The following is a 15,915-nucleotide window of genomic DNA, read 5'->3' on the forward strand; positions in this document are numbered from 1 at the left end:
TCGGATTCCCCCACCAGGTCTTCCAGCCCCCCCAGCTCCCGTATCTCCCGACGCAATACAAAGTTTTCCCGGGCGAGCCGCGCCCGGTCGAAACAGCGCTGGATGGAATTGAGCAGCTGGTCGATGCGAAAGGGCTTGAGGATGAAGTCCGACGCCCCCGCTCGCAAGGCGTCGATGGCGGTCTCCAGGTCCGCAAAAGCGGTAATCAGGATGACCTCTCCGTAGAAGCCGGATTCCCGCAGCTCCTTGAGCCACACCACCCCCGCTTTTCCAGGCAATGCGATGTCCAGGATGACCAAGTCGAAATGACAGCGCTCGACCAGCCGCGCCCCCTCCTCGGCGGTGGCCGCCGTCTCCACCAGTCCACAGCCCCGGTTCTTGAGGGCGCGGCTGATGAAGTTGCGCATCCCCTCCTCGTCGTCCACCACCAGGACCGCGTACTGGCTCCAGGGGGCGTCCGGGGCGGCGCGATGGGCTTGGAGCGGCGCGGTACCGGATTTACCCAGACCCAAAGGCTTTCCCCCTTATCAAAAACCTTCTTATTGGCAAGGCATTACAGCATCGTTGAGACATTTTGTCCACTGTTTGTTGGAGATCGGCCCGCCGGGATGGTTCACCTGGAGAACTTCCTTTCCTCTGACCGGACCTTACCCACTTCCGGACGGGCGTTGGGAAAGAAAAGGGGCTCCCCCGCCACTTTGAACTGGGCGATGGCCTGTTGACCCTCGGGGGACACCAGCCAATCGATGAAAGCCTGCCCCTCGTCCGCCTTGACGTGGGGATGCCGGGTCGGATTTACCAGGATCACGCCGTATGGATTGCGCAGCCGCTCGTCCCCCTCCACCAGAAGGATAAGGCTGCCCCGGTTGCGGAAGCTCAGCCAGGTCCCTCGATCGGAGAGGAGATAAGCGTTGAGGGACGCCGCGGTGTTGAGGGCGGGCCCCATGCCGCAGCCGCACTCCCGGTACCAGCTGCCTTTGTCCCGATCGATGTGGATCCCTGCCTGCGCCCAGAGCCTGCGCTCGGCGGCGTGGGTACCACTCTTGTCCCCCCGGGACACGAAGGGGGCTCGCGCCGCCGCGATCTTTCTGAAGGCGGCCACGATATCCTGGCCACCACCTGCCCCAGCCGGGTCCGCGCGGGGCCCGATGAGCACGAAATCGTTGTACATCACCTCCCAGCGCGCCACGCCAAAGCCCTCGGCGACAAATTTCTCTTCGGCTGGCCGATCATGGACGAACACCACGTCCGCGTCCCCCCGTCGGCCGATGTCCAGGGCCTGGCCGGTGCCCACGGCCACCACCCGCACTTGGATGCCCGTCTTTTTTTCGAACCTGGGGAGCAGGTACTTGAACAGCCCTGACTGTTCGGTGGAGGTGGTGGAGGCCACGGTGATGAACCGCCCTTCGGCGGCGCAAGCCCATACCGCAATAAGGGCGAGCACCACGCCGAGCGCGGCTTGACGCCTCATTCCCATGGAAGCTCCCCCTTGATGAAGGTCTCGGCCTCGGGGGAGGCAGGCTGCCGGAAAAACCGCTCTGCCGAGGATCGCTCCACCAACCGGCCTTCGTGGAGAAAGAGAATTTCGTCGGCGAGCCGCCTCGCCTGGCCCAGGTTGTGGGTGCTCATCACGATCTTGGTGCCTTCGGCGTGGATGGCCGCGATGATGGCCTCCACTTCCCGCGAGGCGCTCGGATCCAGGTTCGCCGTAGGCTCGTCCAGGAACAGGACCTCGGGCTTCAAGGCCCACGCCCGGGCGAGGGCCAAGCGCTGCTGCTCGCCGCCGGAGAGTACCCGGGCGGGACGATCGCCGAGGGCGGAAAGCCCGACTCGCTCCAGGGCCTGCCAGGCTCGAGCCTCCCGCACCTCGGGTGACACCCGGGAAAGCTTTAGGGCATAGCGAATGTTGTCGACGACCGAGCGGCGCAGCATCACCGGCCGCTGGAACACCATGGCCTGCCGCCGGGGCTGTCCGGGAATCTCTGGCGCGTTCCAGCATACCGAGCCGCTGGTGGGCATCAGCAGCCCGTGACAAAGGCGCATGAGCACGCTCTTGCCTGCCCCGTTGGGCCCGAGAATGACGGTACGCGGCCCCGACTCGATCCGGGCTGTGACGCGGTCGATGAGGGTGCGTCCCCCCACCCGGTAGCTCACTTCCGTGAGAACGAGGGGCAGCAAGGAGACGTCGCGCTTTGCTGCGAATTTATCCATGGCGTCGCTCAGCCACTTCCTTCACCAAATAGGCCGCGGCGTTGAGGCCGAGCACGATGGCCATGAGGATGATCCCCAGCCCCAGGGCAAGGGGCAGATCCCCCTTGCTGGTTTCCAGGGCGATGGCGGTGGTCATGACCCGGGTGACTCCGGCGATGTTGCCCCCCACGATCATCACCGCCCCCACCTCGGCGGCCGCCCGCCCGAAGCCGGCGAGGATCGCCGTCACCAGGGAAAAGCGACAGTCCCACAGCAGGGTGAGGGCCCATTGCACCGGGCCCGCCCCCAGGGACTTGAGCTGTTCCGCGTATTCCCCCCAGGCGTCTTCGACGGCCTGCCGCGCCAGGGCAGCGATGATGGGCGTCACCAGGACGGTCTGGGCGATCACCATGGCGCTGGGTGTGAAGAGCAGGCCCAGCTCCCCCAAGGGTCCGGCCCGGGAAAGGAGCAGATAAATGAGAAGCCCTACCACCACCGGAGGAAGCCCCATGAGGGCGTTGAGGATCACGGTCAGCACTCGGCGGCCGGGGAAGCGAGCCACCGCCAGAGTAGCGCCTATCGGCAGGCCGACGAGGGCGGCGAGCCCCACCGCTGCAAGACTCACCCGCAGGCTCAGGCCCACGATTTCCCATAAAGCCGGGTCGGCGCCTGCGAGGAGGGAAAAAGCCTGGACGAAGGCCTGTGCGAGGGTATCGTTCATCAAACTGCAGTATATGAAATTTTTTACAGATACTTGCTAAGCTATTATGTTATTTTTTCTATCTTCCCTACACAATATGTTATATATTGCATATATGGAAACCCTGGAACCCGGATTGGTCTGGACCCTGCGAGGAGAGGAGAGGCTTTGCCTCGACGGGGACTTTCTTGCCTTGCTTCGAGCCGTGGAATCCACCGGCTCCCTCGCTCGGGCGGCGCGGGCGACGGGCATTTCCTATCGCCATGCCTGGGGGCGGATCGTCCGGATCGCCGAGAGGCTAGGCGTTCCCCTGGTGCTACTGAAACAAGGCCGTGGAGCGCGCCTCACAGCCGCCGCCGAGCGTCTCCTGGCGGTGGATGCCCAGTTGAGGCGGCGGCTGGCGAGCGAGGCGGCTCCCCTCCTGGAGGAGATGGCCGAAACACTCTCCCACTGGCGAAAACCCAGACACAAGGCGGTTAGCCTGTGCGCGAGCCACGATCTACTGCTGGCGGCCTTGCAGGCGCGGCTCGATTCAGTGCTCCCTCTCGATATCGTCTTCCAGGGAAGCTCGGAAAGTCTGGAGTCCCTGCGGCGCGGCCGATGCCAGCTCGCTGGATTCCACTTGTGCCCCCAAACCCTGCCCGACGGCCGGCGCATGCTGGAACCGTTCCTCCGCGGCCAATCCATCGTCATCATTCTGCTCGCGCGACGGGAGCAGGGATTGATGGTGGGGCGAGGCAATCCCCACTCGATCCGCGGACTTGCTGATCTCGCCCGATCGCAAGTGCGTTTCATCAATCGCCAGCGGGGATCCGGAACGAGGTTGCTCTTCGATCGGTTGCTCGCCGAAGCCGGTGTCCCCCCTGCGCACATCGCCGGCTATGCCAACGAGGAATACACCCATCAGGCGGTGGCCGCCACGGTGGCGAGCGGCGGCGCGGACGTGGGCTTCGGTATCCGTGCCGCAGCCCATCTCTACGGCCTGGCATTCATTGCCCTCGCCTGGGAAGCCTATTATCTCGCCTGCCGGCGCAGAAGCCTGGAGGAGCCGGCGGTGCAAAAACTTTTGCAGGCGATCCGCGGCTCCGAGTTGCGCGCGGCAGCTGCAGCAATGCCCGGCTATGATGTGTCCGAGGCCGGGAAGGTCTACAACCTGTCGCAGCTGCTGGCGTCGACGGCTATCCCCACGGACCCGGTTGCCAGGCTCTAGGCTCGCTTCCTAGTCCAGGGGCCGATGCAATTCCAGGAAAACTGGGCTGATAGAATTCGTTTTGCGCACGCTTGCTCCTGTGCGCCGCTTTTGGAGAACCTTCCCTTGATCCGCCCTCGAGACCAAACGCCCTTCGCCTCGGAGAGACTGTGCCGATGAGCGGTGTCTGGGCCCTGCGCCGCGGCTCTGCGGCCGCCCCGCCCCAGTGGCCCCTTTGGCTATCTTCCGTCCTGCTCCTGGGCTTGGTAATTCTCGCTTTCATGGTGGGGAAATTCCCGATCTCTCCCGGGCAGCTCCTCGATGTGCTGGTCGCCCGGCTGAAGGGCGCCGCCGCCCCGTCGCCCGTGGAAACGGTGGTGTTCCAGATCCGCGGGCCACGCATCGCTGCCGCCATCGTGGTGGGTGCTGCCCTCGCTGCGGCGGGAGCAGCCTACCAGGGGATGTTCCGCAACCCCCTCGTCTCTCCCGATATCCTAGGGGTTTCCTCCGGGGCGGCCCTGGGGGCGGCGCTCGCTATCTTTTTTTCCCTGGGGGCGGCAGCGATCCAGGGTTTTGCCTTTGCGGGCGGTCTGGTTGCCGTGGCCGTGGTGTACGCGGTGGGCTCGGCGGTGCGCCGCCACGATCCCATGCTCACCCTCATCCTAGCAGGCGTGGTGATCGGAACGCTCCTCGGGGCGCTGCTCGCCCTGATCAAGTACCTCGCCGATCCCTACAACCAGCTTCCCGCCATCACCCATTGGCTCTTGGGAAGCCTGGCCTCCATCACACCTTCGGACCTGCAACTGGCCGCCCCCCTTGCTCTCGCTGCCCTCCTCCCTTTGGTGCTGCTGCGCTGGCGCATGAATCTCCTCTCGCTACCCGACGACGAAGCGCGGGCCCTCGGGGTACACACGGCCGCACTGCGCCTCGCGGTGGTGTGCGCGGCCACCCTCATGACCGCTGCAAGCGTGGCGGTGAGCGGGGTCATCGGCTGGGTCGGCCTGCTCGTACCCCACGCGGCGCGACTCCTGGTGGGACCGGACTTCGGCCGCCTGCTGCCCCTCAGCATGGTGTTTGGGGCGTGTTATCTCCTGGCCGTGGATACGCTGGCGCGGACCCTGGCGGCGATCGAAATTCCTCCCGGTGTGCTCACCGCCGTGATCGGAACACCGCTGTTCCTTTGGCTGCTTGCTGCCGCCCGACGGGGATGGTGATGCGCCCTGCGGCCCTGCAGGTCTATGACCTCGCCTTCGGCTACCCAAGTCGGATCATCGGAGCGGGATTCCGCTTCAGCCTCGCGCCAGGCGAGGTGGTCTGCGTGCTGGGCCCCAACGGCTGCGGCAAGACCACCCTTTTTCGCACCATCCTGGGTCTGCTGCCTCCCAAGGCAGGAGATATCCTCGTCGAGGGGGTGCCGATTAAGCGCTGGCGCCGCAATGCCCTCGCCCGGGCCATGGGCTACGTTCCCCAGGCCCACAGCGGCTATTTCGCCTTCACCGTGCGGGAGATCGTGCTGATGGGCCGCACCGCCCAGCTGCCCTTGTTCGGGACGCCCGGCCGCCGCGACCACGAGGCGGCAGAGCGGGTCATGGCCATGCTGGGCATCGATCACTTGGCGGAGCGGGTCTATACCCAGGTGAGTGGCGGCGAGCGACAACTCGCCCTGATCGGGCGTGCCTTGGCTCAGGAGCCGAAGCTGTTGGTGCTGGACGAACCCACGGCCAACCTGGACTTCGGCAATCAACTCCTGGTGCTCGCTCAGATGCGCGCCCTCGCCCGGGAAGGCATCGGCATCCTGTTCTCGACCCACGATCCGGATCAGGCCTTCATCTGCGCCGATCGGGTGTTGATGTTGCGCGACGGACTCATCCTGTGCCAGGGCCCACCGGCGGAAGTCATCACCAGCGAGAACCTATACCGGGTATACGGCGTTCAAGTCCAGGTGGTAGACGTCGTCGTGGCGCCGGGCGAGACCCGTAAGACTTGCGTGCCGTCCCTCGCGCGCAGGGATCCCGCCCCGACATCGCGCGGCACGCTCCACCAGGGGATGGCGTAGAATTCCAACACAGCCGAGGACCGAGGAATCCACGGAGCAAACTCATGCCATCAGCGAAATCCCTGCAAGCGGCCAGCTGCGCCGACGACTACGACCCCAATTCCCTGCCGGTGGAAAAGGCCCGGCAGCTCATCCGGCAATTTCTCGTTCCCCTCACGGGCACCGAGCGGGTAAGCCTGCGCGCCGCTTTGGGGCGGGTACTGGGGGAAGACGTCATCTCCCCCCTAGCCGTTCCCGCCCACGACAATTCCGCCATGGACGGCTACGCCGTGCGCCACGCGGATTTGAAGCCAGAGGAAGAAACCCAGCTTCGGGTAGTGGGCACCGCTTTCGCCGGAGCGCCTTTCCGCGGCACGGTGGGGCCCGGGCAGTGCGTACGCATCATGACCGGTGCCATCATCCCCGTCGGAGCCGACACGGTGGTGATGCAGGAGCAGGTGCAATGCGACGGGGAAACGGCCCGCATCGGGCCGGGCAATTACAAAGCCGGCCAGAACGTGCGCCGGGCAGGGGAAGATCTCAAGCCGGGCCAGGTAGTGCTCGCCCGAGGCAAGCAGCTGCGACCCGCGGAGCTGGGACTGCTCGCCTCCCTTGGCATCGGCGAAGTCGTGGTGTTTCGGCGCCTGCGGGTCGCCTTCTTCTCCACGGGGGACGAGCTGGTGTCGATCGGCATGCCTCTGGGGGAAGGCCAGATCTACGACAGCAACCGCTATACCCTCTACGGCATGCTCGCCCGCCTGGGATGCGAGGTGATCGATATGGGCGTGGTGCGGGACGATCCGGCGGCCCTGGAGCAGGCTTTCCGGGAAGCCGCCGCTATGGCGGACGTGGTGATCACCAGCGGCGGTGTGTCCGTGGGGGAGGCCGACTTCACCAAGGATCTCCTGGACAAGCTGGGGGAGGTGGTGTTCTGGAAGATCGCCATGAAGCCTGGCCGGCCCCTGGCCTACGGCAAGGTGGGCGGCGCCCACTTCTTCGGGCTCCCCGGAAACCCGGTCTCCGTCATGGTGACCTTCTACGAATTCGTCCGCGACGCCCTGCTCGTGCTCATGGGAAGAAGCGACCTAGGACCTCTGCCCACCTTCAAAGTGAGATGTGTCACGGCTCTCAAGAAAGCGCCCGGCCGCACCGAGTTCCAGCGGGGTATCCTCACGCAGGAGCCTTCGGGAGAATGGGTGGTCAGGGTCACGGGGGAGCAAGGCTCCGGCATCCTGCGCTCCATGGCCGAAGCCAACTGCTTCATCGTCCTGCCCCAGGACCAGGGCCCGGTACCCGCCGGCAGCCTGGTGGAGGTGCAACTCATGGAAGGCCTGGTCTAGGGGGCCAGGTCACGATCGAGCGCGGCTCAATGGCGCGGTCCATCCCATCCGGGCGGATGGGCGGATAAACCCAGCCTGTGTGAAAGTCTGCAAGGCGCTGGGCGTCGCCACGCCCGTCCCTGGAAGGAGCTTCAGACGAGCCTTCCCCCTCCTCCGTCCGGGCGCATTGCCGGAATGCTCCCCGCGGCTCAGACGCCTGAAGCGCATGCACAAAAAAAGCGCAACCGGAGGTTGCACCCTCATTTCCTGAGCTCGCGCCCGGTTATTTCCTGGTCTCTTTCGCGGCAGCCGCGGTAACGGGCTTGGCCGTCTCGGAAGCCCCCGCCTTGGCGCGCTTGTAGCGCTCGGCGATCATGTCCTGGACCCGGGCAAGGGCTTCGGCCTCCTTCTTCGCCGCCTCTTCGGCTTTGCGCTTTGCTTCTTCCATCTTGGCTTTTTCTTCTTCCGTCGGCGGGGGCAACTTGGCTTGGGCGATGCCTGTCGCCCCTACCGCGAGCAGAAGCCCCGTTGCCGCGCCGATCCATGTACTGCGCTTCATTTGCCTCCTCCTTAAGCCCGCTGCGGGGCACCGCCCACGGCGGGAGCCGCCTGGGCCGCTGCCTTCTGCTGGGCCTTGACCTCTTCGTACCAGTACTCGTGGTGGGCCTTGGCCCAGGCCTCGTCCACCATGCCGTCGTAGCGCATGGAATGGTAGGCGCCCTGCACCCCGACGGTGCCTAGGTAGATGTGACCCATGCCGAAGGCCATGTAGAGCAGCGCACCGATCGCGTGGACCACGTTGGCGAGCTGCATCGCTTCACGCCCCTGACCGAAGTTCGGGAAATTCAGGATCAATCCGGTGACGCTCACCACGATGGTGAGCAAGACGACCCCGATCCAGAACCACAGCTTTTCGCCGGCATTGAAAAAGCCGGAGGGCACCTCCTTCTTGCTGAAGAAGCCTCCCAGCTTGGCGAGCCACTGCAGGTCGTAGGCGCGCGGAAGGTTGCGCCCGGCGTAGGTGGCCATCATGGCCAGTGCCGATACGATGAAGTACGGTCCCACGAAGTTGTGTAGGTTCTTCGACAAGTTGGCGAGGAACGCGAACACCGTATAGCCGAACACCGGCAGCAGCACGTGCTTGCCAAAGAGGATGACGAGGCCGGTGATGGCCAGGATCACCCAGGAAATGGCGGTGGACCAATGGATCACCCGATCCCAGGCGTTGAAGCGCAGGATCTTGCGCCCGGTGTCGGGTTCGTGCTGCCCAATGGGGCCGCGGATCAGGTAGAAGGCAAGGATCAGAAGCGGGACCGCGATCATCAGGATGCCGCCGTAGAGGGTGACGGGACCGTTACGCAGCTCCCGCCAGGTCTCCCCTTGGGATTGGATGAGGACCCCTGTTTCCACCCCTCGCACCTGGGTGATGCCCTGCCCCGAACGCACTTCGCGCCACACGGGCGCGTTGTTGAGGGGCTGCACCTCCTGGCGCGCCTGCTGCTCCTCCACCCGCTGCCTCGGGACATCCACGAACGGCTGCTGGCCGGGGGCGGCGAGCGCCGTTCCTCCGACCAGAGCGAAGCCTAGGAGTCCGGCCGCCGCCAGGCGGGCACAGACAAGGTTTGGCATGGCATCCTCCTATCGTCCGGCCGTATCGCCCGCGATGCGGACGTACTCGTTCTGGCCCAACTGCCGGGTCTTGATACTCTTCTCCCAGGCCGCCTTGTCGCCCTTGAACTCCTCGTTGTCCCACGGCAGGCTATCTGGTTTGCCTTGGTACTTGCCCGCCTTGTACTGGGTAACCTGAGGCGTCTCGCCGCAGGCCCCGAGTCCCAAGGCGAGCAGCGCCGCGATGGCGGCCGCTGCCACCTTTTTCATGATCAGCCTCCTTTCCCGGACGGCGCGCTTTGCTGTTCAGGGCGTCCGTAGGCAGTCGCCCAGCCCCAGACCTCCGCGCCCCGGCCGCGCACCAGGACCCGCTGCCGGTAGATGTCTGCCAGAACATCCCCGTCGCCACCCAAGAGGGCCTTGGTGGAGCACATCTCGGCGCAGGCCGGTAGCTTCCCTTCCGCGATCCGGTTGCGGCCGTACTTCTTGAACTCGGCCTCGGAGAAATCCGGCTCGGGCCCGCCGGCGCAGAAGGTGCACTTGTCCATCTTGCCGCGCAAGCCGAAACCTCCGTCTTGGGGGAACTGGGGTGCGCCAAACGGGCAGGCATAAAAGCAGTAGCCGCAGCCGATGCACAGGTCCTTGTCGTGCAGGACGATGCCCTCCGTAGTCTTGTAGAAGCAGTCCACTGGGCACACCGCCATGCAGGGGGCGTCCGAGCAATGCATGCACGCCACCGAGATGGAGCGCTCCCCCGGCACGCCGTCGTTGATCGTCACCACCCGCCGGCGGTTCACGCCCCAGGGCACCTCGTGCTCGTTCTTGCACGCGGTCACGCAAGCGTTGCACTCGATGCAGCGCTCCGCGTCGCATATGAACTTCATTCGAGCCATGGTCTAGCCTCCTCCGAATCCGTTACGCCTTGGAAAGGCGGCAGAGCGTCGTCTTGGTCTCTTGCATCATGGTGACCGCGTCATAGCCGTAGGTCGTGGCGGTGTTGACCGCCTCGCCGCGGACGATGGGGGCGGCTCCCTGCGGATACTTGTCTAGCAGGTCCTGGCCCATCCACCACCCCGCGAAGTGGAACGGCAAGAACACCGTTCCGGGAGCCACACGCTCGGTGACCAGCGCCTTGACCTTGATGCGTGCCTTGGTGGGAGATTCCACCCACACGTACTCTCCGTTGCGCACCCCGGCATTGTTGGCGTCCTTCGGGTTCACCTCGACGAACATGTCCTGCTGCAGCTCGGCGAGCCACGGGTTCGACCGCGTCTCGTCGCCGCCCCCTTCGTATTCCACGAGCCGGCCGCTGGTCATGATCAGGGGATACTCCTTGGAGATCTCCTTGTTCGCCATTTGGATGGTCTTGAACAAGGTGGGCAGCCGCCAGAACACCTTCCTGTCCTCGTGGGTCGGATACTTCTCCACCAGATCAGGCCGCGGCGAGTACAGGGGCTCCCGGTGCTGGGGAATAGGATCAGGGAAGTTCCACACCACCGCCCGGGCCTTGGCATTGCCGAAGGGATGGCAGCCGTGGTTCTTCATCACCACACGGATAATGCCGCCGGAGAGGTCGGTCTTCCAGTTCTTGCCCTCGGCTTCTTTCTTTTCCTCCTCGGTCAGCTCGTCCCACCAACCCAGCTTTTTGAGCAGCACATGATCGAACTCGGGATAGCCGGTGGTGATATCGGCGCCCTTGGAGTGGGAGCCGTCTTCCGCGAGCAGCGACACCCCATCCCGCTCCACGCCGAAGTTGGCGCGGAAGTTACCGCCACCATCCATAACGTGCTTGGAGGTGTCGTACAGGTTGGGCGTCCCCGGGTGCTTAAGCTCTGGCGTTCCGTAGCAAGGCCACGGCAGTCCAAAGTAATCCCCGTCCAGCACATAGCCCGTCTCCTTGTCCACCCCGCCCTTGGCGCGCAGGGTCTTCACGTCGAAGACGTGCATATTGCGCATGTGGGCCTTCAGCCGCTCCGGCGACTGCCCGGTGTAACCGATGGTCCAGGTGCCCCGGTTGATTTCCCGCAGGACCGACTCGGGTTCGGGTTCCTCGAACTTGTCCGGATCGGGCTTGACGATCTTCAGGTTCTTGGCGAACTCCTTCTCAAACCCGAATTTCTTGGCGAAGGCGTACATGATCGCCTGGTCGGTCTGGGACTCGAACAGGGGCTTGATCACCCGCTCCCGCCACTGGAGCGAGCGGTTGGAGGCGGTGCAAGATCCGGAAGTCTCGAACTGGGTCGCCGCTGGCAACAGGTACGCGCCATCGGTGCGTGCCAGGGCGGCCATGGCTGCGGTGGCGGACGGATACGGATCGATCACCACGATCAGATCCATCTTCTTCATTGCCTCCAGCATGTCCTTGCCGCGGGATTGGCTGTTGGGTGCATGGCCCCAGTAGACCACCGCCCGCAGGTTGGGATCCTGGTCGATGTTCTCGTTCTTCTCCAGGACCGCGTCGAACCAGCGGGATACCGTGATGCCGGGCTTGGTCATCATAGCTTCCGAGGCGAAGCGCCCTTTCAGCCATTCGTAGTCCACGCCCCACACCCGGGCCCAGTGCTTCCACGATCCCGGCGCGATGCCGTAGTAGCCAGGCAGGGAATCCGGGTTAGGCCCTACGTCGGTTGCGCCTTGCACGTTGTCGTGGCCGCGATAGATGTTGCATCCGCCACCGGAGACGCCCACGTTACCGAGGGCGAGCTGCAGGATGCAGGAAGCGCGCACGATGGCGTTGCCAGTGGTGTGCTGGGTCTGGCCCATGGCCCACACGATGGTGGATGGCCGGTTCTCCGCCATGAGCTTGGCTATGGTATACACCGACTTCTCGTCCAAGCCGGTCACGTCTTCCACCTTGTCCGGAGTCCACTTGGCCAGGACTTCTTCCTTGACCTTGTCCATGCCGTAGACCCGCTGGCGGATGTACTCCTTGTCTTCCCAGCCGTTCTTGAAGATGTGGTAGAGCAGCCCCATCAAGAACGCCACGTCACTGCCGGAACGGGTGCGGAAGTAATAGTCTGCCTTGGCCGCAGTGCGGGTGAAGCGCGGATCGACCACGATCACCTTGGCCCCGTTCTCCTTGGCATGCAGCGTATGGAGCATGGACACCGGGTGCGCCTCGGCGGCGTTGGAGCCGAAGAACAGGATGCACTTGGAAAACTGTTCGTCGTTGTAGGAGTTGGTCATGGCCCCGTAACCCCAGGTGTTCGCCACTCCCGCCACGGTGGTGGAGTGGCAGATGCGCGCCTGGTGGTCACAGTTGTTCGTGCCCCACATGGAGACGAACTTGCGCAGCAAGTAGGCCTGCTCGTTGCTGTGCTTGCTGGAGCCGATCCAAAACACCGCGTCGGGGCCGCTCTCCTTGCGGATGGCGAGCAGCTTGTCGCCCACCTCGTTGATCGCCTGCTCCCAACTGATGCGCTGCCACTTGCCGCCCGCGAGCTTCATCGGATAGCGCAAGCGATGCTCGCCGTGGCCGTGCTCCCGCACGGAAGCACCCTTGGCGCAATGGGCTCCCAGGTTGATGGGGGAATCGAACACCGGCTCCTGCCGGATCCATACTCCGTTCTTCACCACCGCGTCGATGGCGCAGCCCACCGAGCAGTGGGTGCACACGGTACGCCGCACCTCCACGGGGCCCGTGCCTTCAGACTTGGCGGCCTGGGCTTTGTCCATCATGGAGAAGGGCAGCTGGCTCGCAAAGGCACCCGCCCCGACTGCGATCCCAGAACGCTTGAGGAAGGTGCGCCGATCCATGGTGTTGCCCAGGAATCCGGCCACGCTGCGGCTCAGGCGGTTGGGGCGCTGGACCCCTGTCGTCGATTTCTTGATCAGCAACATGTGAGAGCCTCCTCCTTCAGTCAGACCCGAGCGGTCTGGTAGTACTGGCGCACGTGGGCAGTCTCTTGGTAGCCCCGCTTGGAGGCCGCCTCCTTGTTGGCGTTCGCCTGGACAGGCGCCTGGTGCGTCCCGGTCAATGCAGCCGCTGCGGCTGCCGCGCCGCCGGCGGTGAGCGCCAGCATGAACTTGCGCCTTCCGGCATTGGTCGTCGCGCTCATGGTCTTTGCCCTCCTCTTCTCTGTCGGCCGTCAATCGGCAATGTCAAATGAAGCCACTTCCACATCGAAAAACGTCGCGGTAAGTCTGCCCACGCGCCTGAAGAAATCGGCCTCCTCGGCGCGCGCCAGGCTGTCGGCGAGCCTCGGATACCAGGGTTTCAGGTGAGCGGAGAAAAACCGCTTCTGGATCTCCAGCCCAGCCCCGGACAGGATCAGCATGCGCATCACGTCGCACAGGGCCGCAATATGATCCTCCGGCTCGCCAGCGGTAAGCTTGCGGGCAAACCCTAGCGCGGCCAGATCGTCCCGCAGCGCCGCCAGGGGCTTCTCCATCATGAACCCGGCAAGATAATAGGAGCCAAACACCATCACCTTGGGCCGCCCCACGCCGTAGAACAAGGTCTCGAACTCCTCCCGCACTCGCGCCGCATCGGCCGCTGCAGCCGCCGCCTTGAGCTCGCGCCAAGCGGAGGCAAAAGGCGACGTTTCCTCCTGCGGACCGGTGTCAGCCTGCGCCACCAGTTGCAACAGCGCTTGCGTCGGCGGCGCGTAGAACAGATTGGAGATCAGCGCGTACATGTCGGCCCGGGCCAGATCCTCTGGAGCGACCGGTGCCGGGGCGTGAACAGGCCAGGCGCCACCGCTCATCGCGTCACCTCGAAGATGGAGACCGGCTTCTCACCCTGCATGAGGTCGATGACCCGGCAGTCGGCACACATCTGCAGCCGGGCAAGCGCCGCGCCTTCGGCGAAGATGGGGTGGGACGCGAGCTTGGCCGTCATGTTGTCGATCATCCGCCGGGTCGCGAAGGGTTTGCCGCATTTCACGCAGTGGAAAGGCTCCGCCTCATTGAGCACGCGCGGCTCCTTCGCCTGCCTGGAGAGGAGCAGCCGGGGCGTCAGGGTGATGGCGTTCTCGGGACAGGTCTTGGCACACAGGCCGCACTGCACGCAATTCGCCTCGACGAACTTGAGCTGGGGCAGTTCCTTGCCGTCTAGCAGGGCGCTCTCGGGACAGGCCCCGACACAGGCCATGCATAGGGTGCAGCGCTCCCTGTCGACGCGCACTTCCCCGTAGGGCGCTCCCGCAGATAGGGTGAGGGACTCCACGGGGCGGGGGGCGTGCCGCAGCAGATGCTCGAAGACGAAGTCCAGGGTGGTGCGCTTGTCGTTGGCGAGGTGAAAAGACCCGGGCGCGCAGGTCTCGGCCCGGGGAAGATCCCACAAAGCCTCTTCCAGCGCCTCCACTTCGCACGCCTCTATGAGATGCAGATGGGTTCCACCGTAGCCCAGCCCGTGGAGAATTTCCTGACCGAAAGTCATCTGCTGCCGCAGCGCGGCCAAGTAGCCTTCCGCCTCGCTCCCGGTGCTCAGCACCGCCACCTGGCTAGCCCCCAGGGCGATGCCGCCCAACATGAGGTCCAAGCCCACGGACCCCACATGGAAGACTTCCACCGGTATGATCCGGGCAGGCAGGCCCTGACCCTGGCGGCCGAGTTTTAGGAGCAGCTCGCGGCCGTCGGTGGCGTTGTGGAATAGCAGGCAGGCGTCCCTGCCCCCGGCCCGGAGATACGCTTGCAGTAGGGCGCGCAAACGGTTTCCCATGTCCGCTACCCGGGGATAGGCATATCCCATGGCACCCGACGGGCACACCGTGGCGCATCCGCCGCACCCCATACACAGGTGAGGCTCCACCCGGACGTGATCCCCCTCCTCCGAAATGGCCCCCGTCGAACAAACGTCAAGGCATTGGCGGCACCCGATGATCTTCGATCGGCTGTGGGCGCAGATACTTTCTCTGTAGACGAAAAACTTCGGTTTCTCAAACTCGCCTACCAAGCCCAGCAGTTGTTGTACCGCAAGCGCCTGGTCCAGGGGGTCTCGGCCGGGAGCAAAGTAACCCTGGGGCGGCTGGAGCAGGGACAGGAGGGGCCTCTCGGACAAGTCCAACACCAGATCCCAGGTTTCCGAGCGCTCCCGCTCCACCCGTTCGAAGTCGATAGCTCGCACTTCACCACAGGCCGCCACGCACTGGCGATGGGCCTTGCACCGATCCAAATCGATTTGGTAGGTAAAATCGATAGCCCGCTCCGGACAGACCCGGATGCAGGCGCCGCACCGGGTACAGATTTCCAGGTCGATGGGGTTTGCCTGTTCCCAATGGACTTCGAAGGCGCCCAGGTACCCCCGGATCGCCTTCACCCGGCCCGAGAACACGGGATAGCGGCGCTCAGCGCCCAGGTCTCCCCCGCCCGCGGCGCTTGTCACCAGCACGCTCACGTCGAGTTGTTTTTCCAGGCGCTCGGCCCAGGCGATGCAGGCCGCCGCTTGGCCGATTAACAGCAGGCGCCCCTCGGATTTGTAAGAGACCCGAGGCGTCGGCTCGGGATCCGGCACCATGGCGGCTGCCAGCAGCGCAGCCATCTTGGGACCGGCGTTACGGCCTTCCCGGGACCAACCGGCCGCCTCCCGGAGATTGACGAACTTCAAGGGAACCTGGGCGTCGGTCCCGGCCGCCAGTTCGCCAAAGAGAGAGGCCTCCTGGGTGCACGCCACTACCGTGTCGCGACCGCTCTTGAGCGCCGCTTCCACTTCGCCGATTTGGCGGCGGCAGAGCTGCTGGTGCACGGGCAGGGGTGCGTCGAGCTGCAATCCCTTGGCCAACAATGACCCATCCACGGTCATCGTGCCATTGCAGCTGCAGACCCGGATCGCCTTGTCGCTTAAAGGCATTTCAATGGGTTAGCGTCGCACGTGAAAGACCCGGTTTATAACTTCATAAATAAGAGCAATTCATAAACCGAAGAAAGTGAGAAA

At 64.6% G+C, this 15,915-nt stretch carries 16 protein-coding genes; 4 read left to right on the plus strand and 12 right to left on the minus strand.

The features are described from left to right. From V7Q81_RS03855 to V7Q81_RS03870, 4 genes are all read right to left on the minus strand, one after another. On the minus strand, positions 1–506 hold a 506-nt coding region (locus tag V7Q81_RS03855; RefSeq protein ID WP_333840577.1), incomplete at its 3' end, for a response regulator. Positions 507–613: 107 nt separating this feature from the next. Then, complete coding sequence (locus V7Q81_RS03860) at positions 614–1,471, minus strand: substrate-binding domain-containing protein (protein ID WP_333840522.1); 858 nt, start codon at positions 1,469–1,471, stop codon at positions 614–616. Next, on the minus strand, positions 1,468–2,211 hold the full coding sequence (locus V7Q81_RS03865) for an ABC transporter ATP-binding protein (protein ID WP_333840524.1): 744 nt from the start codon (positions 2,209–2,211) through the stop codon (positions 1,468–1,470). Before V7Q81_RS03865 ends, V7Q81_RS03860 begins: the two co-directional genes overlap by 4 nt. Further along, positions 2,204–2,911, minus strand: coding sequence for an ABC transporter permease (locus tag V7Q81_RS03870; protein ID WP_333840525.1), 708 nt, complete (start codon positions 2,909–2,911; stop codon positions 2,204–2,206). The genes V7Q81_RS03865 and V7Q81_RS03870 overlap by 8 nt, the downstream gene beginning before the upstream one ends. A gap of 94 nt (positions 2,912–3,005) precedes the next feature. Here V7Q81_RS03870 and V7Q81_RS03875 point away from each other — a divergent pair, with 94 nt between their 5' ends. The 4 genes from V7Q81_RS03875 (at position 3,006) to moeA (ending at position 7,454) form a co-directional block, all read left to right on the plus strand. Next, positions 3,006–4,100 (plus strand): substrate-binding domain-containing protein, encoded by a 1,095-nt coding sequence (locus V7Q81_RS03875; RefSeq protein ID WP_333840526.1) that lies wholly within the window; start codon positions 3,006–3,008, stop codon positions 4,098–4,100. A gap of 155 nt (positions 4,101–4,255) precedes the next feature. Further along, positions 4,256–5,293, plus strand: coding sequence for a FecCD family ABC transporter permease (locus V7Q81_RS03880; protein WP_333840527.1), 1,038 nt, complete (start codon positions 4,256–4,258; stop codon positions 5,291–5,293). After that, the gene (locus V7Q81_RS03885) at positions 5,293–6,135 is read left to right on the plus strand and encodes an ABC transporter ATP-binding protein (protein ID WP_333840531.1); all 843 of its coding nucleotides are present in this window, start codon (positions 5,293–5,295) and stop codon (positions 6,133–6,135) included. Before V7Q81_RS03880 ends, V7Q81_RS03885 begins: the two co-directional genes overlap by 1 nt. A gap of 44 nt (positions 6,136–6,179) precedes the next feature. After that, positions 6,180–7,454 carry a molybdopterin molybdotransferase MoeA gene (gene moeA, locus V7Q81_RS03890; RefSeq protein ID WP_333840533.1) on the plus strand — a complete coding sequence of 425 codons (1,275 nt, stop codon included), beginning with the start codon at positions 6,180–6,182 and terminating at the stop codon, positions 7,452–7,454. 262 nt (positions 7,455–7,716) lie between these two features. Here moeA and V7Q81_RS03895 read toward each other — a convergent pair whose 3' ends face one another. From V7Q81_RS03895 to V7Q81_RS03930, 8 genes are read right to left on the minus strand one after another with little or no spacing between them, the layout of a single operon-like run. After that, a complete protein-coding gene (locus V7Q81_RS03895) occupies positions 7,717–7,992 on the minus strand; it encodes a hypothetical protein (protein ID WP_333840535.1) in 276 nt (91 codons plus the stop codon). Between the two features lie 11 nt (positions 7,993–8,003). Next, positions 8,004–9,062 carry a formate dehydrogenase subunit gamma gene (locus tag V7Q81_RS03900; protein WP_333840538.1) on the minus strand — a complete coding sequence of 353 codons (1,059 nt, stop codon included), beginning with the start codon at positions 9,060–9,062 and terminating at the stop codon, positions 8,004–8,006. A 9-nt stretch (positions 9,063–9,071) separates the two neighbouring features. After that, entirely contained in the window at positions 9,072–9,311 is a 240-nt protein-coding gene (locus tag V7Q81_RS03905; RefSeq protein WP_333840540.1) for a hypothetical protein, read from the minus strand. Between the two features lie 2 nt (positions 9,312–9,313). Beyond that, complete coding sequence (gene fdh3B / locus V7Q81_RS03910) at positions 9,314–9,934, minus strand: formate dehydrogenase FDH3 subunit beta (RefSeq protein ID WP_333840542.1); 621 nt, start codon at positions 9,932–9,934, stop codon at positions 9,314–9,316. 22 nt (positions 9,935–9,956) lie between these two features. Beyond that, positions 9,957–12,878 carry a formate dehydrogenase subunit alpha gene (locus tag V7Q81_RS03915; protein ID WP_442954750.1) on the minus strand — a complete coding sequence of 974 codons (2,922 nt, stop codon included), beginning with the start codon at positions 12,876–12,878 and terminating at the stop codon, positions 9,957–9,959. 23 nt (positions 12,879–12,901) lie between these two features. After that, positions 12,902–13,099: a formate dehydrogenase gene (locus tag V7Q81_RS03920; protein WP_333840546.1), complete on the minus strand. Its 198-nt coding sequence runs from the start codon at positions 13,097–13,099 to the stop codon at positions 12,902–12,904. Positions 13,100–13,129: 30 nt separating this feature from the next. Next, positions 13,130–13,747: a TorD/DmsD family molecular chaperone gene (locus V7Q81_RS03925; RefSeq protein ID WP_333840548.1), complete on the minus strand. Its 618-nt coding sequence runs from the start codon at positions 13,745–13,747 to the stop codon at positions 13,130–13,132. Next, positions 13,744–15,783, minus strand: a complete 2,040-nt coding sequence (locus V7Q81_RS03930) for a 4Fe-4S binding protein (protein ID WP_333840549.1) — start codon at positions 15,781–15,783, stop codon at positions 13,744–13,746. Before V7Q81_RS03930 ends, V7Q81_RS03925 begins: the two co-directional genes overlap by 4 nt. Between the last annotated feature and the right edge of the window lie 132 nt (positions 15,784–15,915).

Origin of the sequence: Pelomicrobium sp., from assembly GCF_036803785.1 — a bacterium.
GTDB lineage: Bacteria > Pseudomonadota > Gammaproteobacteria > Burkholderiales > UBA6910 > Pelomicrobium.

Excerpts from the sequence above, each read along its gene's own strand:
- V7Q81_RS03860 (WP_333840522.1), bottom strand. The coding sequence starts at position 1,471 with ATGAGGCGTCAAGCCGCGCTCGGCGTGGTGCTCGCCCTTATTGCGGTA.
- V7Q81_RS03865 (WP_333840524.1), bottom strand. The coding sequence starts at position 2,211 with ATGGATAAATTCGCAGCAAAGCGCGACGTCTCCTTGCTGCCCCTCGTT.
- V7Q81_RS03870 (WP_333840525.1), bottom strand. The coding sequence starts at position 2,911 with ATGAACGATACCCTCGCACAGGCCTTCGTCCAGGCTTTTTCCCTCCTC.
- V7Q81_RS03875 (WP_333840526.1), top strand. The coding sequence starts at position 3,006 with ATGGAAACCCTGGAACCCGGATTGGTCTGGACCCTGCGAGGAGAGGAG.
- V7Q81_RS03880 (WP_333840527.1), top strand. The coding sequence starts at position 4,256 with ATGAGCGGTGTCTGGGCCCTGCGCCGCGGCTCTGCGGCCGCCCCGCCC.
- V7Q81_RS03885 (WP_333840531.1), top strand. The coding sequence starts at position 5,293 with ATGCGCCCTGCGGCCCTGCAGGTCTATGACCTCGCCTTCGGCTACCCA.
- moeA (WP_333840533.1), top strand. The coding sequence starts at position 6,180 with ATGCCATCAGCGAAATCCCTGCAAGCGGCCAGCTGCGCCGACGACTAC.
- V7Q81_RS03895 (WP_333840535.1), bottom strand. The coding sequence starts at position 7,992 with ATGAAGCGCAGTACATGGATCGGCGCGGCAACGGGGCTTCTGCTCGCG.
- V7Q81_RS03900 (WP_333840538.1), bottom strand. The coding sequence starts at position 9,062 with ATGCCAAACCTTGTCTGTGCCCGCCTGGCGGCGGCCGGACTCCTAGGC.
- V7Q81_RS03905 (WP_333840540.1), bottom strand. The coding sequence starts at position 9,311 with ATGAAAAAGGTGGCAGCGGCCGCCATCGCGGCGCTGCTCGCCTTGGGA.
- fdh3B (WP_333840542.1), bottom strand. The coding sequence starts at position 9,934 with ATGGCTCGAATGAAGTTCATATGCGACGCGGAGCGCTGCATCGAGTGC.
- V7Q81_RS03920 (WP_333840546.1), bottom strand. The coding sequence starts at position 13,099 with ATGAGCGCGACGACCAATGCCGGAAGGCGCAAGTTCATGCTGGCGCTC.
- V7Q81_RS03925 (WP_333840548.1), bottom strand. The coding sequence starts at position 13,747 with ATGAGCGGTGGCGCCTGGCCTGTTCACGCCCCGGCACCGGTCGCTCCA.
- V7Q81_RS03930 (WP_333840549.1), bottom strand. The coding sequence starts at position 15,783 with ATGACCGTGGATGGGTCATTGTTGGCCAAGGGATTGCAGCTCGACGCA.